Here is a 26,680-nt window from a genome sequence, read left to right as displayed (position 1 = left end):
CTTGTTTTTCAAAAAAACTAGAGGTGTCAAATTTTGACCCGGGTAAAATTTCATATCAAGAGTTAAAAATAAATAACGATCCTTCTACCTGCTTTCAATGTCACGAAAATATCTCAACTCAATGGCAGTCTTCAGACCATTTCCATTCTATGAATAAAGTAAGTGAGCAGTCAGTTAAAGGTGATTTTAATAATCGAAGCTTTAAGGCCAATAAGACAATTTACAAATTTAAAAATAATAATGATCATTTTTATATATCAATTGATGGAGTTGATTTTAAAGTTCTCTATACATTTGGCCATTACCCTTTACAGCAATATGTTATTGATTATGGTAAACAGGGTAAATTTCAAGTCGCACCAATTGCGTGGGATATAGAAGAAAAAAAATGGTTTAATACACTAAGTGAAGTTGAACAACGAAACCCTCATCTAAGTGGTTCTTTAAAGTGGGATAATCGAGTAAATAATTGGAATAATCGTTGTGCTAACTGCCATTCAACAGGCCTTGATAAGTCCTATGATATTAAGTCTGATTCTTATAAGACTAAGTATTTGAGCGAAAATATTTCATGCTTCTCATGCCACGGCGATGCCTCAACACACTTAAAGTGGGCAAGGATGCCTCTAGCCGATAGGGATCAGAATCTTACAAATAAAGGCTTTTGGCGTAATCCTTCAAAAGGTTATCAAGAAATTATTCCGGCAAAAGACGGTGGTAAACATACGTATATTACACAAGGTGATGCAAACACTACTTGTCTTACGTGCCACAGTTTAAGAGAAGATATATCAACTCATTCTGATTTTGCAGGAGATTTCTTTAATCAATTTTCTTTAACGATTGTTAATGATGGCCAATATCATCTTGATGGCCAACAACTTGAAGAAGCTTTTGTTGGAGGCTCATTCCTTCAATCAAAAATGTTTCATAAAGGAGTGAAATGTATTAATTGTCATAATCCACATAGTGGCAAGTTAAAGAAAGATGGGAACTCTCTGTGTCTTCAATGTCACGATTTATCTTATGAGAAATATGATCATCATAAGCATAAAGAGTCGAGTGCAAGCTGTGTTGATTGTCATATGCCAAAGAAGGCATTTATGGGAGTTGATATGAGGGCAGATCATAAATTTGTGATTCCTAGGCCAGATTATTCGCTTAAGTACAATATCCCAAATAGTTGTACTAATTGTCATGGTGATATTTCTAAAGAGAAAATGAATACAATGTTTCAAACGAAATTCACGAAGCTTAAAACTAGAGATTCGCTCTTAGAGATCATTGGAGAAATGAAGAAAGGGAACTTCGATAATAAAAAGAAACTTCTCTCATATATCAATAATATTAAGATGCCTGAGATGAGAAGAGCATCTGCAATTGTGTTGCTAAGAGAGTTTCCTAGTATGAAGAAGAAGGATTATGAAACTTTATTAACGAGTGATTCTATTCTAATCAAGAAGGCAACTCTTGAGTTACTTCTTAACTTTCCAGATATTTCACAAGTCCAAGATTCTATTGTTAAGATTGCTAAGCAAGGACCTAAGTCACTTTCTTTTTCGGCAATTTACTTACTCGCTACTCATGGGTTTGATTTTAAGAGTACTACTGGTAAGGAGTTAAAGCCTATCTTAGATGCTTATCTTACTCTACTTGAACTCCATAGTGATGCTCCTGATAATATTCTTAAACTTGCAACACTTTCTCGATTTGGCCTATTTCCAGAAAGTCCAGCTGAGCTTTTAGAGGCATCAATTAAAAAGTATCCGCACTTTATACCGGCCTATATAAACCTAGCGGATCTACATCGTTCAATTGGAAATGAGGCACAGACTGCAAATATTCTTAATCAAGGTCTTGTCGTAAACCCTCAAAATACTAGTGTCCTCACGGCCTTAGGGATGCATTATACAAGGCTAGGAGATTACCCAAAGGCATTAGATTACTTTAGATCTGGAAGTGAGCTAGATAGCGATAATGCTTATTATCACTACCTTTATATCCTTACTTATAAGCAAATTTATGGAGCTAAACAGGCCTTAACTAAGGCCAAGGCACGGGAATCAAGTTATGAAGATTCTTTTCTCTATAATCAGCTGTTATTTGCACTTAGTGTTGAGTTACAGGATATAGAGAATACGAAGTTTTATAGTAAGAAAATAAATCGCTTTAGACAGTAATTGTAATAAAATTACTGTAAGAATAGGATTAGAACTATTAATCTTTAAGTTTTCTTAATAGGACTTATTAGGTCAACAAACTACTTTTGTAATATTTACACGTGCAAAAATGATAGGTTGTAACATCTAAAATCGCGTCGTATAAACCACTCATTAATGTAGCAGGGATTGATGAATAAACATATCGATAAAGTTGTGTTGTTGTTCTTTGTTCCCCAAATTCGTGTTAAATTTCGTGTTGTTGTTATTCTCGAATTATTCGTATGTTTTTCAATCTCTGCTACACCTAATATATATAAAGGCCTGCATTGCAGGCCTTTTTTTATTGCTTTAATTCATTGTGTTTTTCTTGAATCATCTTAACAACTTCGAGTGTATCCTTGTAGCGTAGTCTCTTAGGTGAAACTTCATCGCTTGGTAGTTCCCAAAGCTTGTCAAGTTCGCGGTAGAATTTAAGATTTTTATTTGCCCAGACTTCGTCAACTTTACTTACTGCCGTAAAGTGAGGTGCTGTTTGAAGAACTTCTGGAGAATCTGAAAGGACGTTCTTGATTGCTACTAGTACTTCTGTAAAGTCATCTAACTCTTTCTTTGTAAAAGACTCTGTTGGCTCAATCATAAGTCCAAAGACTTCTGGGAAAGCAACTGTTGGTGCATGGAGACCAAAGTCAAGGAAGAGTTTACCAACTTTTGCAATAACTTGGTTTTTTAGAGTTCCAGATTTCTCAATATGAGCAAACATATCATCACTTAATGTAATGATGAATTCATGCATACGTGGTGTTTCATCTGCTCCATGTGGAAGCATTGGATAAACATCTTTTAGTTTTTGGAAGAGGTAACGAGCACTAAGAACTGCAATCTGTGACATTGTTACAACACCATCTTGGCCTAAGGCCTTAAGGTATGTGTAAGCACGTACTTTGTGAGCAACATTTCCATCGTGACGGTGAAAATCTCCAATACACTTTGGTGCGCGAACTTTCTTATATGATCCGTTTGCTAATTTTTCAATTTGAGTACCTGGGATGTAATCAACAAGCTTGTTACTTACAGCAACAATAGCATCTCCTGGGCCACCTCCACCGTGTGGGATGGTCCAAGTCTTATGGAGATTGTTGTGACAAGCATCAACACCTAATTTTTCAAGTGAAACGATCCCTGCAATAGCATTCATATTGGCACCGTCCATGTAGACTAGTCCGTCTACAGAGTGGATTAGGTCTGCTACTTCTTTAAAGTTTTCTTCAAAGATACCTGCTGTATTTGGATTTGTTACCATTATACCAGCAATTCTCTCACCATCAGATTTAATAATCTCTTTTAATTGCTCAAGATCGATCTGTCCTCTTTCATCTGCATCTAAAGTAATGATCCCGACTTGTTTACCATCAACTTTTCCAGGGACAAATCCAGCTACCGCAGCTGTTGCTGGGTTTGTTCCGTGAGCAGAGCGTGGTATGAGAATAACATTTTTCGTGTCTGCATTTCCTCTGTCTGCATGGTAGGCCTGAAACATTTTGATTCCAACGAGCTCTCCTTGAGCACCTGCAACTGCTTGAGTTACAAGCCCAGGAAGTCCTGTAATGGCCTTGAAGTCTTCTTGAATATGATAAAGTAACTCAAGTGTTCCTTGCGTATATTTATCGTCTAAGTCTGGGTGCGCCTTTGTAAAGCCAGCAAGTCCTGCTGCCCAGTCATTAACGTAAGGGTTATATTTCATTGTACATGAACCAAGTGGATAGATGGCGTCATCTGGAGATACGTTTAAACTACCACACTTGTCATAGAATGCTTTAACTTCATCAGTTGTGAAAGTAGCAATTCCTGGAGCATCTTCTCTTATATAAGTTTGAGGGATCTCTGGCATAAAGAATTCGGATTCACTATTTGCTACGAAGTTTTTATTAAAGAGTGCAATTAAATTGTCTAGCTCTACTTGTGTGTGTTGATCACCAAAAGAAACTTTTAAGAGATTTCCTTCTAGGTTATGGCGGCCACTAATATCTTTTCCCGCAACTAGCTCTTCACTTGAAGCAAGAACTTCATTTACTTTCTTGTTAAGTTTTAGAACAACTTCATTGAAGTATGGAGCATCAAATGCAAGTTCCACTCCGTCTAGGTGTAGAATATTTGATAAGAAGTATTGAGTGTTTTGACGTGCTGTCGCTAGCTTTTCAGCTAAGCCTTCATCTCCTAGTGCTAAAAGTGCCGCACCTGCAATTGATGCAACAAATGACTGGTTAGAGCAGATATTACTTGTGGCCTTCTCACGGCGAATATGTTGCTCACGTGTTGACAGAACCATGGCAAGACATTCTTGATTATTCATATCAACAGCATTACCTACGTAGCGCCCAGCTGTTTGACGAATCTGATTCTTATTAGCGTCATTAAAACGAATTCCGAAAATTCCTAGTCCTGGGCCACCGTAGTTAGCATCTAGGCATAGGTGTTGACCTTCTCCAACGATCATCGTTGCACCGGCCTTGTCACTTCCGTACTCACTTGGCTTTTTTAAACCACCTTTAGCAAGTAGCATAGGATCAATGATCGCAATTGAGAATACTTCATTGTCACGACATAAGTCAGTTAAGGCATCGACATCTTCTAGTAGTCCAAGTGAGTTTACTTGACCAAAAGCAAATGTTGCAATTTCTTTATCGCTTTCAAGTATTTCTTTAACTCTATCAAAGTCTGTTAATCCGCTTTCTTTATTAATTGGTGCCCAAATAATTTCTAGACCTGTGTGAGCAGCATTTGTTTCCAAAACACTTCTATCTTGTGGATAGATTGCTTCACTTACTAAGACTTTTGTTTTCTTACGTGCTAGACGAACACCAGTTTTAAGTGCTTCAAATAGACAAGTCGACCTGTCATAAAGTGAAGAGTTAACTGCCTCAAAACCAGTCAGTGCACTAATTGCACTAGAATAAATCCAAAGTGTATTAAGTGTACCTTGTGATCTTTCAGGTTGATATGGCGTATATGCCGTTGTTAGTCCTCTAATATTACAAACGTAAGGAACAATCTCATGAATCTTAAATTGTGGAAGTCCATCACCTAGAAAATTAGTAGGGATCTTATTCTTCTTTGATAATTCATCAAGGTTAGTAACTAGCTCATCATAGCTAAGGCCTTTCTTTAATGGAATTTTTGATGAAAACTTCACGTCATCACTAATGTGAGCGAAAAGTTCTTCTAGTGTTTCTAGACCAAGCTCGTTTAACATTAGCTTAATTTCTTCATCACTTGCACTGATATAATTCTTTGCTAGTTCACGATTTAGATCACCAGAGTTTACTTTTAAATTTCTTGGATCAAAACCAAGTTTCTCAATAGTTGAGTTTAATACGTCTTGTGTGTGTGACATCTATTCTCCGTATGTGTTATATCTAGATAAATTAATTCTAAAGTATGTATTTACGAAAAGTATATATAGCATAGAAAGAACAGGCCATCTACTTGATTTTAATATGAATGAGACTTCGCTAAAGACTAAAATTGATATTGTAATAGAAGACACAATCGGAAAAGATTTTCAATTAGAATCTCTGAATCAAGCGCTGCGTAATTATTTACAAGAACTCTCTTGTCATGAGTTATCGTTTCAACTACATAATTCGAGCGAATCGCTAAGTGGTGTTTATTTAACCTGGAAAGATGACGAACTATGTCTCTTTGACCCACACAGACAAGCATTGCTTAAGCTCGATTGGGCCGGGGAATTACAAACTCATTTGAAGAGAAATTATGCTGTCACAAAAGAGCCACTTTTTCGCGCCCTGAAGCTTAAGGGGGGCGATATTGAACATAATAAAGTTATTGATGCGACTCTAGGCACAGGTAAGGATGCTTGCTTGCTTTTAAGTTTTGGCTGTCAGTTAGAGTGTTTTGAAAGAAATCCTTATGTTTTTGGGCTTGCTCTTTGGGCCTATCAAAAGGCCTTAAGTAGTGAAGATCATAAGATTAGGCTCATTTTCAATAACTATATGAAGATTAATTTTGGACAGGCCACTATTGCACAGGCCCCTGTTGGTTTTGAACGTTGTTTCTATGACCCAATGTATGAAATGACAAAGTCAAAGGCCAAGAGTGCACTAAGTCGAAAAGAGATGGAGGTCTTTAAGGATTTAGTAGGCAAAGACGTCGATCAGGATCAATATTTATGGTCGTTATGTGCCAAATTTTCTTTAGTTTGCTTAAAGAGACCAATCAAGGCAAGTGAGGCTAAGATACCTGCAGATTGTAAGCATCAAAAGGTTGTCTATACAGGTAAATCAACTCGCTATGAGCGCTACTTTCTCCCTTAATTATCTTAAGAAATCATAGTCTTTTAATAAAGTTGTTGTTATTATTTCAAGCGCTTAGTAACACAAACTCAAATTAAAGGAATTTCATGGATATCGTTATTTCTCCAGCGAAGAAACTTAATTTTGATCACTCAGAAATTAGTGTTGCTCAAGGTGTTAATCTTGAGAAACCTGCTTTTATGAAAGAGGCCACGCAGCTTGCAACAAAGATGGCTAATTTTGAAAGTGCTGATCTTTCAAAAATGATGAAATTATCTAAGGCCCTTGCTGACCTAAATGTTGATCGTTTTAATAATTTTAAGAAAACTGCTGACTTCGGTGCTGCAATCTTTAGCTTTGCAGGAGATACTTACCAAGGTTTAAATGCAAGTGAACTTAAAAAGAGTGAGCTTAACTATGCTCAAAAACACCTCAAAATCTTATCTGGACTTTATGGTGTGCTTTCACCTTTTGATGAACTACGTGCATACCGCTTAGAGATGGGGACGCGAATTAATGGAGAAGGGCTAACTAATCTTTATAATTTTTGGGGCGAAAAGATTGTTGAGAAAATCAATGCTGACGCTAAGGCAAATAAATCAAAATATCTAGTCAACCTTGCTTCTGAAGAATATTTCAAGAGTGTAAAAAAAGACAAGCTTGTCCCTGAGCTTGTTAACGTACGCTTCTTAGATTTTAAGAATGGCCAATATAAAGTGATCTCCTTTAATGCTAAAAGGGCGCGCGGAATGATGGCACGCTTTATCATCGAAAATAAGATAAAGGATATTGAAGACTTAAAAACATTTAATACAGCTGGTTATAAGTATGCTGATTTCGATAAAGCAAATAATGAATTAATTTTCAAAAGAAAAGAGTCATAAATATAAAGGATTAAGTATGAAGAAGTTTGATGTATATGGAATGGGAAATGCTCTCGTCGATATGGAATTTAAAGTTAAGGACGAATTCTTAGCTGATCATCTTATTGAAAAGGGACTGATGACTCTTGTTGAAAAAGAGAGACAAGATCACCTTCTTTCAGCGCTAGAGGGAAGTAATGTTGGCCACTCTCGTGCATGTGGTGGCTCTGCTGCAAACACTATTATTGGTGCAACTCAGTTGGGTGCAAAAACTTTTTACTCATGTAAAGTAGCACAAGATGAAACAGGAGAGTTCTATAAGAATGACCTGTTAGCGAATGGAGTTAAGTCAAATATTGAAAATGGCCTATATGAAGGTGAAACTGGAAAGTGCCTTGTTATGATCTCTGAAGATGCAGAGAGAACAATGAATACTTTCCTCGGTACAACAGCAACTTACTCTGATGAACAACTAGATTTATCGGCCCTTTCTGATAGTAAGTGGTTATATATGGAAGGCTATCTAGTAACTGGAGAAGCTGGAATTGCAGCTTGCCAAACAGCAAGAGATTTCGCACGTAAAAATGATGTTAAAGTTGCTCTTACATTTTCTGATCCAGGGATTGTTGGATTCTTTAAGGACGGTTTCAAAGAGATGATTGGAGAGCAGAAGCTTGATCTTCTGTTTTGTAATGAAGAAGAAGCTAAGTCATTTACTGGATTAGATAATATTGAAGATGCATTCAGTGCTCTTAAGGAAGTTTCAAATACATTTGCAATTACTGCTGGTGCAAAAGGTGCATACCTTTTTGACGGAAGTGAGCGTATTAATGTTTCATCTCCAAAGGTTGAGGCAATCGATACTAATGGTGCAGGTGACTTATTTGCAGGTGCATTTCTTTATGGAATTACAAACGGCTTAAATTATGAACAAGCGGGAACTCTAGCTTGCGCCTGTTCAGCTAAACTTGTTACTCAATATGGGCCACGTTTAGAAGCTGAAACAACGAAATCAATTTTAAAAGAAGTATTATAAAAGGTGTTACATGACAGATTTAAAGCGTATTGAATTAAAAGAATTATTTGATCGTTCTAGTGACTTTATTGGCACACAAGTTGTAGTTAAGGGTTGGGTTCGCTCAGTTCGTAAGTCTAAGAAGTTTTCTTTCATTGTTTTAAATGATGGGTCTTCTCAAGATCTTCTGCAAATTGTTGCAGATGCTGATATTGAAAATTATGACGCTCTTTCAACGATGCTAACAGGTACTTGTGTCAGTATCACGGGTAATGTTGTTGAGTCTCAAGGTAAGAACCAAACAATTGAGATGCAAGCAGTTACTGGTGAGGTAATCGGTGCTGTTGATGAGTCTTACCCTCTACAGAAGAAGGGGACTTCTCTTGAGCACTTAAGAGACATCGCTCACTTAAGAGTTAGAACAAATCTCTTTGGAGCGGTATTTCGTGTACGTCACGCACTTGCAATGGCCACTCATAACTTCTTTAATGAGAAAGGGTTCTTCTATCTAAACTCACCAATTATTACTGCTGTTGACGGTGAGGGTGCAGGGGAGATGTTTAATGTTTCAACTCTCGATAAGAATACTCCACCTAAAACAGATAAAGGTGAAGTTGATTTCACTAAGGACTACTTTGGGCGTGATGTTTCTCTTTGTGTTACTGGGCAGCTTGAAGGTGAGTGCCACGCACTAGGGCTTGGTAAGGTATATACTTTTGGGCCAACTTTTAGATCTGAAAACTCAAATACAAAACGTCACCTTGCTGAATTCTGGATGATCGAGCCAGAGGTTGCTTTTGCTGATCTTGATGATGTTGCAGAACTTGCAGCCGATTATATTAAGTATATGATTGACTATGCTTTCACTCATTGCCGTAAGGAACTTGAGTTCTTATATAAAATGCCATTTACAGATGTTGATGCTTCACACTTTGATACTCTTGCAGCTGTTCGTGACGGTGAATTTAAGAAAATCACTTATACTGAGGCAATTGATATTTTAAATGCATCTGGGCAGAAGTTTGAATACCCGACAAATTGGGGAGATGAACTTCAAACTGAACATGAGAAATACTTAACAGATATTCACTTCAAATCTCCTGTTACAGTTACTGATTACCCGAAGACTTGTAAGGCCTTCTATATGAAGCAAAACGACGATGGAAAAACAGTACGTGCTATGGACGTTCTTGTTCCTGGAATTGGTGAGTTAATTGGTGGATCTCAGCGTGAAGAGGACCTTGATAAATTAACAAAGCGTATGGATGAAATGGGAATGGAGAAAGAAGGGTACTGGTGGTACTTAGAGCTTCGTAAGTTTGGTTCTGCTCCGCACTCTGGTTTTGGCCTGGGCTTTGAAAGAGCAATTATGTATATCACTGGTATGAGCAATATTCGTGATGTTATTGCCTTTCCTCGAACACCAGGAAATTGTGACTTCTAATAATCATAATTTGATTATCTTTATACCGGGGCTTAATCAGGCCCCGGCATCTTTTATCTTTTCAAACCCAAATGTTAAATTTCTTTGCCTTTCTTTTAATAAGAAAATGCGCCCTAATCTCTCAAATGATCTAAAACAAATTAGAAAGATTTTTAAAAATAATTCAAAGAGTGTGGTGATTGCTCACTCTATTGCTGCTCTTTTAATTGAGTGGCTCATTCAAAATGAAAACTTAGATATAAGGGATAATAAACTAATTTATATGGCACCTGCTTTTTATCCACCAACTATATTGGCGAAGATTGTTAAAGTTTCTGCTAGGGGAGTCTTAAGTCATTTGCCTGTTCCTTCACTTGCTCCACCTAAATCTCGTGCACGTTCGTATGTTGAGTTAAGTATTTACCGTGAAATTCTGGTCTTGAATGAAGGAATCGCACTCTCTAAGTGTACTGCAGATGTGATCGTGGATCAAAGAGATGAGATGCTGAATATTAAATATTTAAAGGGAATCTCTCAGCTAGAAGTAGTGAGGGAAAACCAATTCCCTCACCATCGCTGTTATACTTCTTTAAAAAGAATTATTGATTAGGTTTATTTCCTGAAGAGTCAGGTTTTGCTTTTGTCTCTCCAGAAGGCTTTCGGTAGTTCCCACCCTTCGATTTATTGCGGTTTTTATTTTTATTGCGATTTGGCCTTTGTTGTCTATCTTGTTTATTGGCCTCTTTATTATCCGCTCTTGTCTCTTGCTTGCCATCTTGTTGGGCCGATTTCTTGTCACCACGTCTATTCGTTGGGCGTCTTCTAGGGCGGTTATTGTTATGATGCTTCTTCTCTACCTTTTGCTTAGGTATATTGTCTGATTCATCTTCTGTTGAATCGAGAGGGATTTTTTCAATTTCTTCATCATCGTTACTGCTATTGTCTTCATCATCAAGTAACTCGTGTGCGTCTTCTTCTTCATCATTGTCAGTGTCATTATTTAGACTTTGGAGGAAGGCCTGCTTTCTTAGGCGTAATTCTTCTTCTAGTTCTTCAATTCCAATAATTGTTGAAGTTTCTTTTGTAATTGATTTAAACTCTGTAGGAAAACTCCACTCTTTTGGTGGACGACAACGTCTTTTGTCGAATTGATTCTTATAGTAGCGGCGTATATAACCTCTATCCGTAAGCATTTCAAATTGTTCTAGTAGAATATGTAGTTTTAGAACTTTTCCAATGTCACCATTTTTTGCTCTAATATATGAGCCTTCACCTGGCAGGAATTCTCTTTTATTCGTGTAAACATCATCTTCATACTTAATGCAACATTTTACTTGCCCACAGACACCGTTGATCTTTGAAGGAATAAGGGCAAGGTTTTGATTCTTTGCCATTTTTATTGAAACATTACCGTAGTTTGTTAGGAAGTATGAACAACAAGTTTGAAGTCCACAGGCTCCTGTTGCGCCTAGTGCTGCAGCACGATCGCGAACTGAGATTTGACGTAATTCAATTCTCATTTTGATTTCTGCAACAAGGTCCTTAACAAGGTTTCTAAAATCGACACGCTCTGGTGCAGTAAAATAGAATACGGCCTTCTTACCAAATTGAATAAATTCAACGTGAGTAAGATTCATGTTAAGGTTATATTTTTCGATGAGACGAAGACAGACAATTTCTGCTTCATTCTCTTTTTTCATATAGCTTTTTTGCTCGTCGATATCTTCTTGTGTTGCAACTTTAGAAATTGAACGTATAGGAAGCATCGATTTATCAAAGGTAACATCATATGGGAATGAGTTGATATAGCCAACAGTCATGCCTCGGTCGCTCATTGCTATTACTTTTTGGCCGTAGGTGAATTTTCTCTTACCAAGTAAGAAAGGCTGACTTTTAGCATTTCCTGGAAAGCGAACTCTTACCATTGTCAGAGTCTGACCTTCCTCAAATTTACCTTCTTGCTCTTTTGCAAGTTTGTCATCGTGCTTATTGAATTTATTAACTTTCTTTTTATCACCTGACTTATCATTGTCACGTGATTCAGATATATCTTGTTGATCTTGGTTCGTCATTTTGTCCCATCAATTATTTTTGAGTAGCTTTAATTGTCGTATTATTGGTAGCTTATGTCTAGCCAAATTGCATTAAATCACAAGTTGAAGTAGGCGAGCAAGTCGTGATTTAGATGATCCATTGAATGGTATCTCAAAAGTGGAGTCTTTTGTTGCTTGAAGGCAAATCTGAGCGTCCTGGATGCTGTATTTAGTGCTTTGATTGATATGAGAAGCAATAAGGTGATGAATATTGGCCTCACGCGTAGGGCCTTCTTTTATTAGTTCTCTTAATTCGTCTAGTTGTAAATTGTTGCGTTCAATCTTAGTTAAAACTGCGACTAATTGCTCATCTTCGCAATTTTTTGCGACAAATTCTCTAAAGCTTAGTTCTTGCACTAATTTGCTTTGTGAGTCATTTTTGTCGAGTATATTAATCTTGATTGTTCGAGAATCTATTGTTGCCAGAGTTTTTTCATCATTTGACTTGATGAAAATAAAAATATGGCCTTCCGGTGGTTCTTCGAGTGTTTTAAGAAGTTTGTTTGCTAGAATTTGTGTGATCTTTTGTGATTGCTTAAAAATAGAGAATGAATATTTTAGTTTAGATGGCCTAAATCGAATAAAGTTGAAGAATTCTTCGATACTATCATCTGTTACTTTATAAGTTTTTTGATCAGTGGAGACAAAGAGGATATCTTCATGGCCACGCTCAAGGACTTCTCTGGTATGGCCAAGCTCCCAATTATTTTCATAAGCTAGAATATTGATAATGAAGTCATTTACCCAGTTCTCAAGTAGTGCATCTTTTTGAGAAACTTCGCTGTGGCCTCCTGTTTGAAGGGTATAGAAGTGGGCAAGTTTACTTTCTTTGTAGCGAGCAAATAGTGCATTAAGTGCAATATCTTTATTATCCATTAATAATCGTTTCAATTTCTTGGATTAGTTTTTGAGTAACGACTTCCAGTTGTGCACTTCCATCAATCGTTGCAATTCGATTAGAAAAGATCTGAGCACAATAGTCATAACCTTCGATAAGGTCTTGGTGGAAGCTATTATCACGGGACTCAAAATAGTCTTTCGGCATATTTCTTAAGCGTTGCCTCTCTAGTGACTTTTCTAAGTCAATTCTTAGATAGAAAGTCTTATGAGGAACAATATTTAAAGGAAATTTTGAGTGGATATTTAATATATAATCTGGGCCAAGCTTTCGAGCAACACCTTGGTAGGCGATTGAGCTATCAAGAAAACGATCACAGATAACAACTGTATTAGGTGTTTCCAACTCTTTGAGGATAAGAGCATTGAGGTTTTGAGCACGTGCGCTAGCAAACAGGTGTGCTTCGGCGGCAGGGTGTAGCTCAGTATTTGATGTTAAGATAGCTTGTCTTAGCTTCTCACCAAATGCTGTCCCTCCTGGTTCACGAATAACAATAACGTTAAAACCCTTTTCTTCGAGGTAGTCTTTGATTTTAACAATTTGAGTTGATTTTCCAGAGCCTTCAATTCCTTCAAAACTGAAAAAGAATGATCCAGGGAAGGCCGCCTGGCGAAATACGTTAGTTAGTTGTGCGATATCTTTAGTGTGTTCCATATGTTAAAAGTAACATAAGTAATCAATTATTGACTACATATTCTTTTAATTTTTATAGTCACAACTTACTAGAATTGTTCACCTTCGACAGCATCTTCTGGTGTAAAGTCGTCATTATATGCCTCATTATCATCAGGCATTGAACCTGCTGCAGGTGAGCGATCAAGATACTCATCTACAATTTCTCGTGCCGCATCAAGTTCGTCGTAGTTATTTAATTCCTGTTCTTGAGGATCAAAAGTTTCCTTTGAAATCCTTTCGCGCACAGGATCTAGTTCTAGTGCTTCATTGGCATCGTCAAAGATTACCTCTGGTGCAAGATCAGCTGGGTCCATAACAGTATCTTGCATTTTTCTATCTGCTAGAAAGTCTGCTTTTCCAATTGGATCATTTCCTTTTGATATCTGACGCTTTGTTTTTGATTTCTTTTTAAAGGCATTAGGTATTTCTCTTTTTTTGGTAACGGTTCTTGATGTTCTTGTTGGTGCCTTCTTCTGCTCCTGTGCAGCAGGTGTGCGCTTTGTTTGAATTCTTGATGATTTCTTGGCCTTGGCCACTGGTGCATCTGGTGTTCCTGATAGTTTGCTAAAGACAAAGAAGACGGCAACCACAAGTACAAAGCTTGTGGCAAATGTTCCTAGTCGAATCATTGTTGCAGGATCTGATTTTTCTTTTTGTTCAAAATCATCTATTGATGCCTTATTTGGATTTAGCTTTTGGTTTCCAATATAGGCCAAGTCATAAATAAACTCTCGATCATCAGAATCTTTCTTTGCTAGTGCCATGGCCTTGTCTGCATCAAGAATTGAATTTTTGAAAATATGACCTTGAGGTGAGTCTGGTAAGCTTTCATTAGTACGACTTCTACGATCGAAGACTTCAAATTCATGAATTGTTCCCCAGCTTTGACCTTGATCAACAGAAATAAAGTCTGTGAATAGTAATTCAAGTGAATCAAGCATTGCTATGATTTCACTGCTTTTATATGGGCCATCTTTCTTATTATTCTTTAAAATGAAGAATTGGTCATCCTCATCAATTTGGAATTCTTTAATTATCTCTGGCCTTCTTCTCTGAAAGAGAGGATGTGCCGTGATCATGCTCCATTGTTCTTCAAGCATGTTTTTTACATAAACTGATTGATTAAAGAGAGAGTAGTCCTCGATAAACTCCTTAAGATCTTCTTGCCAAAATGGTCCAAGTTCCTTGTCCCCATCTTTGATAAAGTAGACTTCATTAGGCTCATAGAGGCCTCCTGAAATTTGATCGTTCGTCAGTAGGTATTCAGTAATCTTTTTCTTTGTACTTGTGGCCATATTTCCTCAAACCCTGATTAGATTAGTCACTTTCTATCTGGTTTATCGGAATTTTTTGCCTGCAGTTTAATAAAGTCTTAAAAAAACAAAGCCGACTTATAAAGTCGGCTTTGTAAGTATTTAAAATGGAGTAATTTATTAAAAAACCGGGAAGTATGCTGAGACAACTAAAGAGGCATTCTTTAGTGTTCCATCAATGAAGTCTGGATCCTCACCTCTGAAATCAACTGGCTCAAGGGCCAGAGATGCTGAAAGTGAACAGATTGGGAACGAATATCCAATTTCAGGTGATATTGAAAGTGTTTCACTCTCTCTATTACCAGTCTTTCTCTTTGTTCTGTAATAGTCAATTGTCATTGCTGTATACCACTTGTCGTTGATGTAATAAGTAGGTGCAATGGCCGCATAGTAGTTTTCTACAAAACCTGAAGTTCCAGTATTTCTGATATAGCTTTCATAGAACGCATAAGTTCCAATTTTGAAGTTATCAGTAACTTTTTTTCCACCAATTAAGTAAAGGCGAGCTTTTGCATCATACCCAGAGCTCTCTTGAGTAGCTTTTGGGTACCAGTAGAATCTAGTTTGTGCATAAAGGTCATAGCCGTGCTTTTCGTTAGTTAGGATTTTCTTAACATAAAGACGTGCTTGTGTTGCACCGTATTGTTGGTGGATAGTACGACTACCATCTTTGTTTTCTTGAGCTTTTGTAAAGTCTGTCTTCCAGTAAGGAACGACTTTGACAGCAAAAGTTTTATTAATATTGTAACCTAGGTACAAGTAGTTGTAGAAACTGTAGCCATTAATTGATTTTTTAAAGTTATTTGAACCTTCAACTAGGTATTGCATATTAAAGGGTGAATCCTTTAATTTTTGGTACCAAGAAGTTCCTGTTGATGCTTCTGAAGTTGTTGCTGCGTCAGTTGACGATGCACTTGTTGAAGCGCTCGAGCTTGAAGATGGCACTGATACTGAAGTCGATGACGTTGCGGCCATCGTATTCACTGCCACGAATGCAATAAATGCTCCCTTTAAAATTCCCATTTTCTCTCCCTCTTTCTTATAGACTAACGATAATCGAATTTTTTTTATTGAATTGCAACAAATGATTGTAATTTACGCGTTTAATATTTCAGTCTGTAAGAACATGTCAGAAAAATATGCTTATTCTGCTTATTTGGTGTCAAATGGACATTCTTTTGACTTCAATATTAGAAAAAACCTCATTATAATATACCTATGTTATTGATTTTTCTTATTCAGGCCATTGTAAGAGTTACGCTCTATCCGTTATTTATCGCGTTGTATCTTTTGAAAGTAGCTCCTTTCTACGCTCGAGCCTCTTTTGAGAGGCGAAATTACCATGATGAAGGTTGTAGACCTTTTGCTAGGTTTGGCAAAAAGGCCCATTGTGTCTTTCACTTTTCTAGTGAGGGGGAATTTGAGCAGATTAGGCCCTTGAGTGATGAGCTAATTTCCTTAGGCAAGAATATTGAGTTAATCTTCACTTCACCAAGTGTTGAGCACAAGGTGATAGAATACTATCAAGCTAACCGTGAGAATGTGCGCTACTTACGTTTGCCTCTTATGATCTACTTCCCACTTCTTTCGCGTCAAAATATTATTGCCTGGTCTAGCGCTAATAAGATGATGATGGTTCGCTACGACTTTTTTCCTGAGCTATTATATCTGGGTTCTAAAATGAGTGAGTTTATCTTATTTTCTGCTACTGTTAAAAGTTCACGTATGAAAGAGGACTCTATAGAGGAGCTACGCTTACCAAAAATAAAACGCTATATTTACTCTATGTTTACAAAAATAATTTGTGCGACTACGCAAGATTATGAGGTCATTAATAAGGATCTTGATAAGGATAAGCTAGTTCATCCAATTGAACTTAGAATGTTACAGATTAATACTCGCCAACACTTATTTAGGAAACATCCTTTATACGAAGAGCTAAATAGGGCCTTATCTTTATATGATTATAACGATAGAATATGCCTTGCTCAGACTTGGCCTATTGAAATGCCTTTCTTTGATGATGTTCACTTTTGTGAACAAATGATGGCCGGAGAACTCTTCGTCTTTATGGCCCCCCATGTTTTGAAAGAAGAAAATGTAGAAAACCTTGTTCAATTAATTAAGTCAACTTGTCCTAAGCTTCCTATTCATATGCTGACAAAAGAGACTATTGATAATGGTAAGCTTGATGTATTCGTCAATGATTTCCAGGCCACTCCTGGACTAGTTATATGTACCTTAAAAGGCGTATTGTGTGAGATTTATCCATACTTCTCAAAAGTATTTGTGGGAGGAGGACATGGTAAAGGAATCCATTCTGTTCTTGAGCCCTTTGTGGCCGGGGCCCAGATATTTTGTGGCCCAAATGTTAAGCGCTCGACTGAATATGACACAATTATTAAATTAGGTGTCGAGATTGGCGTAATCAATGAAATGAAAGACGGTTACGATATCATGAAGAGCACAAGCGCTAATAAGATGGCCAATGAGTTGATTTCTGATATGATTGAAGAAAGTGAAATAGCAAAACGTAAGCTAATTGCATTATTAACAAATTAAGATATCACCGTATGAATAAAAAAATTAATACCCTCGTTATTGGAAATAATATTGCTAGTTTCTTAACGGCCACTCAAATTTTAAAAAGTGGTTTTGGTGCCATTTATTTGAAAGATAAGAGAATTAAGGAAAGTGATCCTTACTTTAAATTTTTTGGGCCACTTGATCTTTCTTTTATTAAGACATGGGCAGAAGACTTAGAGCTAGAAACAAATATATTTGACGAGGATTCATTTGTTCATTCACCGTTTTATTTAAAGTTTAATGGGAAGCAAATATTGTGTGCAGGCCTAAGCCCGTATCTCAATTTCTCACAAATTTGTCGCCATTTCCCTGAGCTTTATAATGAATTTATTAACCGTCTAAATATTGAAGATGTTGACCAAGAGAAATTCGATCAAGATTTTACTTCTTCAATTAAGCGCCTTGGAGAGTCTCTATGTCGTTATAAGACATTTCATCAAGTTACTGTTAGTACGTTGCGCTCAGATCTCCCAAATTATATTTATGATATTTATACTCTATTTAAAAAGCATTTAAGAGAGAATAAAGAGCTTGAGAAATTTACAAGTTGTTTTCGTTGTGTTTATACAAAGACGCTAGAGCAGACATTTTCAGATCTTGAAAGTATCTATTTCTTCATTCTTATGTTGTCACCTCGTTACCGTTTCCAATGGCAAGAATACAAAGAAGAGCAGGCCACAAAGACAATAGAAAGTTTAGGTGGAAGTAGTTTTGAAGATATTGCTGAAGAGTTTAGTTTTGCAAGTAAAAGGCCGTGGGCAGTCCAGCTTTCTTCTTTTACAGGAGTCGTGGCGCCTCAAAAAATTGCAATATTTAGTTCAAACTTAGATAAGTTAAATATTTCTCACAATATTACTGATCTTTATCGCTGTGTAAAATTAGACTACAGGTTAAATGACAAGCTAATTAGTGCCGACTATTATCACTTTAGTGAAATTTCGTTTGGTGGTGATATAGCTCTTGTAAGAAAAGAGATTTTAGAAGATCGAATATGTCAGATCAAAATATTCAAACAATTTGATGACTGCCTTAAATACAACTTCTGTGAACAGGAGTTGCATGAGTTACTGCTGGCCAACGATATTATTGATGAAAATGATACTCTCATTAAAGGTCGACTAACAAATGAAACTTGTATGCTTCGAAATCATAGTGTGATTAACTCGAGTTCAAAAATAAACCTTAAATTTAGAATGGCCGACAGTGGAAAGTATGATTCTGTAAAAGGAGTCTACTACCAAGGACCTCTGAAAAAGAATAATTTAGGTATTACACAGACTTTATTAGAGGCCCGTGATTTTAAAACATATTTATGATGAATAATAATGATAAGAAATCCATTCTTCTTTCCCAACGCGGTCAAACTGCTGTTGAGTATATGTTACTTCTCGTTGCAGTAATTTCAATCTTATTTGCTGTCTTTAAAACTCTTGATGCACGCTTTAAGGCCGACCCTGAAGCATGCCAGCAGGGGAGTATAAATCCCCTTTGTTTCCTTAAAACCATAGGAATAGATGGGTCAAATGAGGTCGATGCGAATAAGTTTCGTACCTTTCGTCTACGCTAGACATATCTAAGTGTATAATATTATTAATGTTTTCTCATTTTCATGAAATTATTTCATCAGTGTTCGCTTTTGAACAGAAAAATCTCGCAATGTGTTATAAGAAACTGAACTCTATTTTAAAAAAAGAGACAGGGAGAACATCATGAAAACAACAATGATTAACTCGGCCGTATTAGCTGCGCTTCTTTTATCAAGTGCTGCCTCATATGGACAACAAGACGATCCACTATTAAGTGAAACAGATCAGGTTGTACATACTGACGAAATTAATATCGACGGGTTCTACAAAAAGAAAAAGAAACCATCTCAAGCTGACAAGATTCAGAAGCTACGTCGCCAGTTAGAAGAAAAGCACGAGCAAATGATGAGAAAGAATGTTGAAGATATGCGTCTACAAGAAGAAAAGCGTATTGCAGACAAGATTCAAAAGGCCCTAGAGGGACAGCTTAAGGCAATGGATGAAATTAATAATCAACAAGCTGCACCTGCAAGAGTTCAGGCAGTTGCACCAGTCGTTGCAGAACCTGTAATGCCAGAGCTTAGTAACAAGCTAACTATTGAGACAGGGTATAAGAGTATTACTGGTGAGCAGAAGGAGTGGACAGCTGGAATTAACCTCCAAGCTGCTGTTGAAACAGTAATGTCTGAGCGAGTTTCAATTGGAATTAGTGCAGGGTTTATGAATCTAACAATTCAAGGCAATGAACTTAGTAACTATAATAATTATGGTTATGGTTACAACGGTTATAATAATAGCTACAATTCGTACTCTCAAAATGATGAGATTTCATATAACGAATTTAACTTTGGCGGATATGGTAAATTTTATTTCTCACGTTCAGCTAAGATTAAACCATATTTAAGTGTTGGAACTGGAATTCACTTTGGATCATTTGAAATTCAAAATCCAGTTGATACTTATAACGAGACTAAGCAGTCGATGAAGTATGTATCAGGTAGTGCATCTCTTGGAGTAGAAGTAAATTTTGCTAAAGAATTTAGTGCACAAGTAGGACTTTCATACGAAAAGAATATTTTTAGACTTGGAGAAGAGGCCCAGTACAATGGTTCTAATAACCAGAAGGCACTAGTTGACCAAGCTAGAAATATTGAAAATGCTGACACATTTACTTTAGGTGTTGGTCTTTCATACCTATTCTAAACAATTGTTTAAAAAACCTATGTTCTCATAAAAAGGCTCCGATAAGGGGCCTTTTTACTTTTCATTGCCACTGATTATCCTTACAATATTAAGCAAGTAAAATAATTTGAAGAAAGGAATCATCAATGAAACCAGTCTACATTGTCGAGGCAGTGAGAACTCCTCATGCAAAAGCCGGAACTATTATTAAAGATATTCAAGCTCCTTACCTAGGTGCTTACCTTGTTCGCCATATTATGGATGGAACTTCTATCGGTGACGATGAAGTTGATGAGGTCATTTTTGGAAACACTGGAACTCCTGCAAAATATCCAAATGTTGGACGAGTAATTGCATTAGAGGCCGGCCTGCATAAGAAGACTTCTGGTTACTCTGTACATAGAAATTGTGCTTCTGGACTTGAGGCAGCTTCACAAGCATTCATTAAAGTTGCAAGTGGACGTAGTGATGTCGTGATTGCTGGTGGTGTTGAATCAATGTCAAATATGCCTCTTATTTATGGGAAGCAAATGACTGAGCTTTTTGCATCTTTAATGAAAGCAAAAACAACTGGTGATAAATTAAAAGTTCTATCAACTTTTAAACCTGCATATCTTTCTCCAATTATTGCAATTGAACAAGGTTTAACAGATCCTTTCTGTGGCCTAAATATGGGACAAACAGCAGAGCTTCTTGCCCGTGAGCTTGGTATCACTCGTGAAGAGCAGGATATTTATGCAAATGAATCTCACCATAAAGCAATTAAGGCCATTGAAGAAGGTCGTTTTGCTGATGAGATTGTTCCTTTAATCTATGGTTCAAAATTAGATAAATTACTTATGAATGATCATGGCCCAAGAAAAGAGTCATCAGTTGAAGGCCTGGCTAAAATGAAGCCTTACTTTGATCGCAAGTCAGGTACAGTTACTGTTGGTAATAGTTGTCCAATTACAGATGGTGGTTCAGCAATTCTATTCTGTTCAGAAGAGGCCGTTAAAAAATACAACCTAGAGCCACTAGCACGTGTCGTTGATTATCATTTCCATGGACTTGAGCCAGAGCGTATGGGGATGGGGCCACTTCATGCAATGGATGGTGTGTTTAGAAGATCAAATATGACTCTTGAGCAAATGGATCTCATTGAAATTAACGAAGCATTTGCTGCGCAAATTATTGCTGTAAAGAAGGCCTTTACTGATAAGAAAGTTGCTGACTTTTTTGGTATTGATAAATTATGGGGCGAAATTCCAGCTGATAAACTAAACGTTAATGGTGGTGCTATCGCTCTTGGACACCCTGTAGGATCAACTGGATCACGCTTAATTGTAACTCTTGCTCATGAATTAAAAAAGAGAAAAGCAGGATTTGGTGTTGCTTCACTTTGTATCGGTGGTGGTCAAGGTGGTGCTATGATTATCGAGAACTTACAAAAGTAATTAATTTAGAAAATATAGGATATAGCAATGACATATAAGAGAATCAGTTTTGAAATCAAGGATAAGAAGGCATATATCGGCTTTGGTTATAATGACAAAGCTTCGATGACAGTTTTCGATGAAGAAACATTAAAAGAACTTCAAGATATCGTTGAAGATCTTCATACAAAAGAAAAAGAGCTGGATGGAGCAATCTTCTTTTCACATAAAGATAGATGTTTTATGGCCGGTGCAGATATTAAGTTATTCGATACAATGCATACGGCGGCAGATGGACAAGCCGGTGCGGAAGCTGGGCAGACGATTTTTAATCGCATTGAAGATTTAAAAATGCCAACTGTTGCATGTATCCACGGAGTCTGTCTTGGTGGTGGACTTGAGTTTGCACTTTCATGTAAATCAAGAATTGTAAGTGATGACAAGGCAACAGGTCTTGGACTTCCTGAAGTTAAGCTTGGCCTAATTCCAGGTTTCGGTGGGACTTTTCGTCTTCCAAAATCAGTAGGGCTTCCAACAGCTCTTGATATGATCCTTTCAGGGAAAACTCTTAATGCTAAAAAAGCGAAGAGATCTGGACTTGTTGATGAGGTTTACGCAAAAGAGCGTCTTGTTGATCTAGCGCCAATGCACTTCAAAAAGAAAGTTGATAAGCGAAGTATGATGGATAAAATGCAAGACGCTGCAACTGATAATGTATTCACTAAGAAAATTATTTTTCAAAAAGCTCGCGAGTCTGTTCTAAAGAAAACTAAAGGTTTCTATCAAGCACCGCTTAAGATTCTTGACGTTATGGAAGCTGGAGTCATGAAAGGTCGTACGTCTTACTTAACTTCTGAAGCACAAGCTTTTGGAGAGTTATGTATTGGTGAACAATCGAAGAATCTTCGTCATATTTTCTTCTTAATGGAAGGTTCTAAGAAAATGGATGATGCAAAAGGTGTTGGAAGAAAACTCCGCCGTGGAGCTTGTCTTGGAGCAGGTACGATGGGTGGTGGTATCGCTTGGCTTATGGCCAAGAATGATATGTTCCCAATCATGAAAGATCTTAATCAAGTTGGACTTGAGCTTGGTTTAAAGCAAGCATCGAGTAACTTTGCAGGTGCTGTTAAAAGAAAGCGTATGTCTAAGGATGATTTTGAGCGCAAGATGAGATCAATTAGTGCTCAAACTGATTATCGTGGATTTGAACACACTGACCTTGTGATCGAGGCCGTTGTTGAAAATATGGATATTAAAAAGAAAGTTTTTGCTGAAACTGAAACGAAAGTTCGCAAAGATACGATTCTTACTTCAAATACTTCGTCTCTTTCAATTCAAGAGATGGCAAGCGCACTTGAAGACAATTCAAGATTTGCAGGTCTTCACTTCTTTAACCCTGTTCACATGATGCCTCTTGTAGAAATCATCAAACACGATGGTGTTTCTGATGAAACGATCGAATCTCTATATGATTGGGTGGTTAAAGTTAAGAAAACTCCAGTCGTTGTTAATGATGGGCCGGGATTTCTTGTAAACCGTATCCTTATGCCATATATGAATGAAGCCGGCTTCTTACTTGAAGAAGGTGTTTCAATTAAAGATATCGATGATGCTTGTCTTAACTTTGGGATGCCAATGGGTCCATTTAGACTTCTTGATGAAGTTGGTATTGATGTAGGGGACAAAGTTTCAAAAATTATCTATGACGGCCTTGGTGAGCGCCAGGCCTCAAATGCTATTGGAAAGCAGATGCTTGAAAAAGAATTCTTTGGTAAGAAAAATGCCAAAGGTTTCTATTTATATGATGAAAAAGGTAAGCCAACTGGTCCAAATCAGGAAGCATGGAATATGCTTCCAAAAGCATCTAAGAAAATGAGTGAAACAGAGATTCAAATGAGAATTTTTCTGCCAATGATTAATGAAGCGGCAACAACTCTTGAAGATAAGATTGTTGCAAAAGCAAAAGATGTCGATCTAGGACTTATTTTTGGAATCGGTTTTCCTCCATTTAGAGGAGGTCTTCTAAGATATGCAGATACTCAAGGTATCGCTCGACTTAGAGATGAAATGCTTAAGTTTTCTGAGAGTGTAAGTAAAGACCGCTTCACTCCATGTGCGCTTATAAATAAGCTTGCAGATGAAAACTCAACTTTTTACGAGCTATAAATTAGATGTTTCTAAGCTTTTTTAGATTCTTTCTAAATTACTTATTTAAAGCTAAGACTCGCCAAAGGCTACTTATTATGGCCTTAGCGAGTCTTATTATATCAAGTTTTTCGCTATTAAGTGTTCAGTCTGTCCTAAAGGGACTACAAGCGAACCGTATTGAGCGAGGAAAGCAGACCCTAGGGCGCTATATTATTGATCTTCCTAAAGATCTTAGCTTTGAAAAGACACAGGATTATTTAGATGATAAGAGTTTAAAATATTCTTTTGAATATGAAATTGAAGGTCTTATTCGTCTCGAAGGCTATTTGGCCCCTGTTATTTTTCACGGGCTAACAAAAGAGACTTCAACTGTACTGCCTCAGGCCATTGACCATTGGCCCGAGCGTGAAGAGATTCTCTTATCACCATATTTGGCCAGAAAGATTTATGCAGGTCTCGATGATAAGATTCAATTTATCTCACCGGCCCACACTGATGTATTCTTTGGAGAGCTACCACGCTTTAAGTCTTTAATGATTGAAAATTTCACAGATTCAATGGACCCTGATATTGATGAGCTTCATGCTTGGGGCCATGCTTATAGCGCCTTTTCAATTGCAAAGTCCCGTCGTTATAATAAGCTTAGAGTTTTTAGTGCTTTGTCTGGGCCGGCCAAAGTGGAGTTAGAACAGTATTTAACTTCACAAGGTGCAAGCTTTAAAACTTGGGAAGAGTTAAATCAAAACCTCGTTTACGCGCTCGCTTTAGAAAATAATGTGGTTCTCTTTTTATTTTTAGCAACAATTGTTCTCGTAACTTTTTCGATCATTTCAGGCCTTTCAATATTTTACGCAAGAGTTAGGAATGACTTTGCTTCTTTTTGGATACTTGGCATGAGTATGAACCAGATCAAAAAGTATGGAGGCCTTAATATTGCCATTATTACAATTTGTGCAATTGGAGTTGGGAATCTTTTAAGCTTTATTGTACTTAAACTTTTAGCGCAGTTTTCTCCAGTCATTATGCCAGCGATGTTTGTGGATCGTTCACTTCCGGTACGCTTTACTGGAACATCGTTCGTCTTCTCATTCCTAGTGCCTGTTATTATTACAGTGATTTTTACACTTTTTTCTAATTGGAGATTCTTCAAGGATAATGGCAATTTCATTAGCTTTGTTAAAAAAGTAGGAACTTAATGTTTAAGCATATTCTTCTATTAGTTATCTTATTAAATTTATCTGGATGTACAGCTATGAGCAAAGTTGCTTCAGTTTTCATGTCTTCTCTTGGTGCCCACCCAAATAAGGGGCAATTAAGAACTTTTGAAAAGTCGGATAATTTCGATTCTTCTGAACAAATCTTTGTTAATCGCAGACCTGGTATAACAAAAGAGCAGCCGATTCAAAAAGATGGATTTGGCCTTTCTAAATTTATTGAATTCTTAGGGAAAGGGGGAGGACGCTATCCTGAAAAGGCCCTTCCTTCAGTAAAGCCTGATATGAAAAAGTTTTTAGAGAAGTCAGATCACGTTAAGTCGATTTGGTTTGGGCACTCAACAATCCTTTTAAATGTTGATTCAAAGATCGTTTTAATCGATCCAATCTTTTCAGGGTCATCTTCACCTGTTCCTTTATTTGTAAAGCGCTTTGCTGCTCCGGTTCTCTCTTTAGAAGAGCTTCCAGAAATCGATTATATAATTATCTCTCATGACCACTATGATCACCTTGATATGACGACGATGAAATTTTTTGCTAAGAAGAAAGACGTTAAAATTATCACGCCTCTAGGCGTAGGTTCGCATCTAAAAAGATGGGGATTTGATGACTCTCGTATTACTGAACTTGATTGGTGGCAAGACGTCGATTTTGAAGGCGTCAAGTTTACGGCAACTCCTGCTCAGCACTTCTCAGGGAGAGATCAGGCCCATGAAAATACGACTTTGTGGGCCTCATGGGTTGTAAAGACTAAGAATAATAACCTCTACTTCAGTGGAGATACTGGCTACGATATTCATTTCAAAGAAATTGGAAGCCGTTTGGGGCCCTTTGATGTCGCCTTTATGGAGTCTGGCCAATATAACCCTGACTGGTTTGCTGTTCACTTATTACCTGAAGAGTGGCCTAAGGCCTTTGCTGATATCAACGCAAAATATTACTTCCCAATTCATTGGGGTGCTTTTTCACTCTCATTTCATCCGTGGCAGGAGCCTATTGAGAAGTTAGATGAATTCTCGAATTTAGGTCTTCTTAAGTTAATGGCACCAAAATTAGGAGAAATTGTCTCTTTTGATGAACAGGAATATGTTACAAAGAAGTGGTGGTTCTAAAGTATTTACTCTTTATATTCAGCATTTTGTTTTTAAGTTGTAGCACGACTACTTATGATAAAACTGTCGCCTATGTTGATATCGATCGCTTTATGGGGGATTGGTTTGTGCTAGCAGCACGTGGGACATTTCTCGAGGACGGCCAACATAATTCAATCGAGACTTATACGTGGAATGAAAAAGAAAAGCGTATTGATGTTAAATTCGTTTTCAATAAATATTCATTTGATGGTGAAAAAAAAGTCTTAAGGCAAAAGGCCTGGATCGAAAATAGTCAAACCAATGCTCATTGGAAAATACAGCTCTTTTGGCCTCTTAAATTCGACTATCTCGTTATCGCACTTGACCCAAATTATGAGTGGGTTGCCATTGGTGTTCCTGACGAAAAGTACCTGTGGATCATGTCGCGCAAGTATAGCAAGGCCCACTCATCAAAAATTGTTGCGAATGCCATCAGGGAGCTAGACTCTCTAGGCTACAGTACTCGTGAGCTAATTCTCATCCCTCACCACTAAAAGGGGCGCGGGTACCAATCGAGATTTCCATTAGTTAGCATAGATTATTCTTTGTTCATATATATAAATATTTCAACTTTTCACCTTTTTTTCCATAGCGATGTATTCTGAAATTGTTTACTTAAAGATTTAAGATGAAGAAAAATAATGGAGGACAATTATGAAAAGATTATTACTAGTGCTATTGTCATTAACTGCACTTTCAGCTCATTCTGCAACTTATAAGGGGC

Annotated in this window: 21 protein-coding genes; 15 read left to right on the top strand and 6 right to left on the bottom strand. The window is 37.1% G+C overall.

The window, feature by feature from the left end; all coding sequences use genetic code 11:
- Window positions 1–149 precede the first annotated feature (149 nt).
- On the top strand, window positions 150–2,180 hold the full coding sequence (locus M902_RS07525) for an ammonia-forming cytochrome c nitrite reductase subunit c552 (protein WP_040314473.1): 2,031 nt from the start codon (window positions 150–152) through the stop codon (window positions 2,178–2,180).
- A gap of 322 nt (window positions 2,181–2,502) precedes the next feature.
- Here M902_RS07525 and gcvPB read toward each other — a convergent pair whose 3' ends face one another.
- On the bottom strand, window positions 2,503–5,553 hold the full coding sequence (gene gcvPB / locus M902_RS07520) for an aminomethyl-transferring glycine dehydrogenase subunit GcvPB (protein WP_021267375.1): 3,051 nt from the start codon (window positions 5,551–5,553) through the stop codon (window positions 2,503–2,505).
- 13 nt (window positions 5,554–5,566) lie between these two features.
- On the opposite strand from gcvPB, the gene M902_RS07515 reads away from it, so the two are divergent.
- From M902_RS07515 to M902_RS07495, 5 genes are all read left to right on the top strand, one after another.
- On the top strand, window positions 5,567–6,493 hold the full coding sequence (locus M902_RS07515) for a class I SAM-dependent methyltransferase (RefSeq protein WP_198011881.1): 927 nt from the start codon (window positions 5,567–5,569) through the stop codon (window positions 6,491–6,493).
- Window positions 6,494–6,579: 86 nt separating this feature from the next.
- Window positions 6,580–7,356, top strand: coding sequence for a peroxide stress protein YaaA (yaaA, locus tag M902_RS07510; RefSeq protein ID WP_021267352.1), 777 nt, complete (start codon window positions 6,580–6,582; stop codon window positions 7,354–7,356).
- 16 nt (window positions 7,357–7,372) lie between these two features.
- Window positions 7,373–8,371 carry an adenosine kinase gene (locus tag M902_RS07505; RefSeq protein ID WP_021267323.1) on the top strand — a complete coding sequence of 333 codons (999 nt, stop codon included), beginning with the start codon at window positions 7,373–7,375 and terminating at the stop codon, window positions 8,369–8,371.
- 10 nt (window positions 8,372–8,381) lie between these two features.
- Window positions 8,382–9,794 carry an asparagine--tRNA ligase gene (gene asnS, locus M902_RS07500; RefSeq protein WP_021267221.1) on the top strand — a complete coding sequence of 471 codons (1,413 nt, stop codon included), beginning with the start codon at window positions 8,382–8,384 and terminating at the stop codon, window positions 9,792–9,794.
- A gap of 10 nt (window positions 9,795–9,804) precedes the next feature.
- On the top strand, window positions 9,805–10,383 hold the full coding sequence (locus M902_RS07495; RefSeq protein WP_156979766.1) for a hypothetical protein: 579 nt from the start codon (window positions 9,805–9,807) through the stop codon (window positions 10,381–10,383).
- Here M902_RS07495 and M902_RS15860 read toward each other — a convergent pair.
- From M902_RS15860 to M902_RS07470, 5 genes are all read right to left on the bottom strand, one after another.
- Window positions 10,373–11,845 (bottom strand): regulatory iron-sulfur-containing complex subunit RicT, encoded by a 1,473-nt coding sequence (locus M902_RS15860; protein ID WP_021267206.1) that lies wholly within the window; start codon window positions 11,843–11,845, stop codon window positions 10,373–10,375. The two genes, M902_RS07495 and M902_RS15860, sit on opposite strands and share 11 nt — an antisense overlap.
- 72 nt (window positions 11,846–11,917) lie before the next feature.
- Window positions 11,918–12,742 carry a DNA polymerase III, delta subunit gene (locus M902_RS07485; RefSeq protein ID WP_021267337.1) on the bottom strand — a complete coding sequence of 275 codons (825 nt, stop codon included), beginning with the start codon at window positions 12,740–12,742 and terminating at the stop codon, window positions 11,918–11,920.
- Complete coding sequence (tmk, locus tag M902_RS07480) at window positions 12,735–13,418, bottom strand: dTMP kinase (RefSeq protein ID WP_021267317.1); 684 nt, start codon at window positions 13,416–13,418, stop codon at window positions 12,735–12,737. The genes M902_RS07485 and tmk overlap by 8 nt, the downstream gene beginning before the upstream one ends.
- A 68-nt stretch (window positions 13,419–13,486) precedes the next feature.
- Entirely contained in the window at window positions 13,487–14,734 is a 1,248-nt protein-coding gene (locus M902_RS07475) for a hypothetical protein (RefSeq protein WP_021267152.1), read from the bottom strand.
- Between the two features lie 138 nt (window positions 14,735–14,872).
- The gene (locus M902_RS07470; protein ID WP_021267283.1) at window positions 14,873–15,775 is read right to left on the bottom strand and encodes a hypothetical protein; all 903 of its coding nucleotides are present in this window, start codon (window positions 15,773–15,775) and stop codon (window positions 14,873–14,875) included.
- Between the two features lie 195 nt (window positions 15,776–15,970).
- On the opposite strand from M902_RS07470, the gene M902_RS07465 reads away from it, so the two are divergent.
- The 9 genes from M902_RS07465 (at window position 15,971) to M902_RS07425 (ending at window position 26,450) form a co-directional block, all read left to right on the top strand.
- Window positions 15,971–17,314 carry a glycosyltransferase N-terminal domain-containing protein gene (locus M902_RS07465; RefSeq protein WP_084710489.1) on the top strand — a complete coding sequence of 448 codons (1,344 nt, stop codon included), beginning with the start codon at window positions 15,971–15,973 and terminating at the stop codon, window positions 17,312–17,314.
- A gap of 11 nt (window positions 17,315–17,325) precedes the next feature.
- Entirely contained in the window at window positions 17,326–18,654 is a 1,329-nt protein-coding gene (locus M902_RS07460; RefSeq protein WP_021267393.1) for a hypothetical protein, read from the top strand.
- A complete protein-coding gene (locus M902_RS07455; protein ID WP_021267263.1) occupies window positions 18,651–18,905 on the top strand; it encodes a hypothetical protein in 255 nt (84 codons plus the stop codon). Before M902_RS07460 ends, M902_RS07455 begins: the two co-directional genes overlap by 4 nt.
- A 142-nt stretch (window positions 18,906–19,047) precedes the next feature.
- Window positions 19,048–20,067 carry a hypothetical protein gene (locus tag M902_RS07450; RefSeq protein ID WP_021267228.1) on the top strand — a complete coding sequence of 340 codons (1,020 nt, stop codon included), beginning with the start codon at window positions 19,048–19,050 and terminating at the stop codon, window positions 20,065–20,067.
- Window positions 20,068–20,192: 125 nt separating this feature from the next.
- On the top strand, window positions 20,193–21,482 hold the full coding sequence (locus M902_RS07445; RefSeq protein ID WP_021267359.1) for a thiolase family protein: 1,290 nt from the start codon (window positions 20,193–20,195) through the stop codon (window positions 21,480–21,482).
- Between the two features lie 27 nt (window positions 21,483–21,509).
- Complete coding sequence (locus M902_RS07440) at window positions 21,510–23,627, top strand: 3-hydroxyacyl-CoA dehydrogenase NAD-binding domain-containing protein (protein WP_021267298.1); 2,118 nt, start codon at window positions 21,510–21,512, stop codon at window positions 23,625–23,627.
- 77 nt (window positions 23,628–23,704) lie between these two features.
- Window positions 23,705–24,805: an ABC transporter permease gene (locus M902_RS07435; RefSeq protein ID WP_156979764.1), complete on the top strand. Its 1,101-nt coding sequence runs from the start codon at window positions 23,705–23,707 to the stop codon at window positions 24,803–24,805.
- Window positions 24,805–25,935, top strand: coding sequence for an MBL fold metallo-hydrolase (locus M902_RS07430; protein ID WP_021267156.1), 1,131 nt, complete (start codon window positions 24,805–24,807; stop codon window positions 25,933–25,935). Before M902_RS07435 ends, M902_RS07430 begins: the two co-directional genes overlap by 1 nt.
- 26 nt (window positions 25,936–25,961) lie before the next feature.
- Entirely contained in the window at window positions 25,962–26,450 is a 489-nt protein-coding gene (locus tag M902_RS07425) for a lipocalin family protein (RefSeq protein WP_156979762.1), read from the top strand.
- Window positions 26,451–26,680: the final 230 nt, after the last annotated feature.

This window comes from Bacteriovorax sp. BAL6_X (assembly GCF_000443995.1).
Classification (GTDB): Bacteria; Bdellovibrionota; Bacteriovoracia; order Bacteriovoracales; family Bacteriovoracaceae; genus Halobacteriovorax_A.
This window is presented reverse-complemented; position numbering and strand designations above follow the sequence as displayed.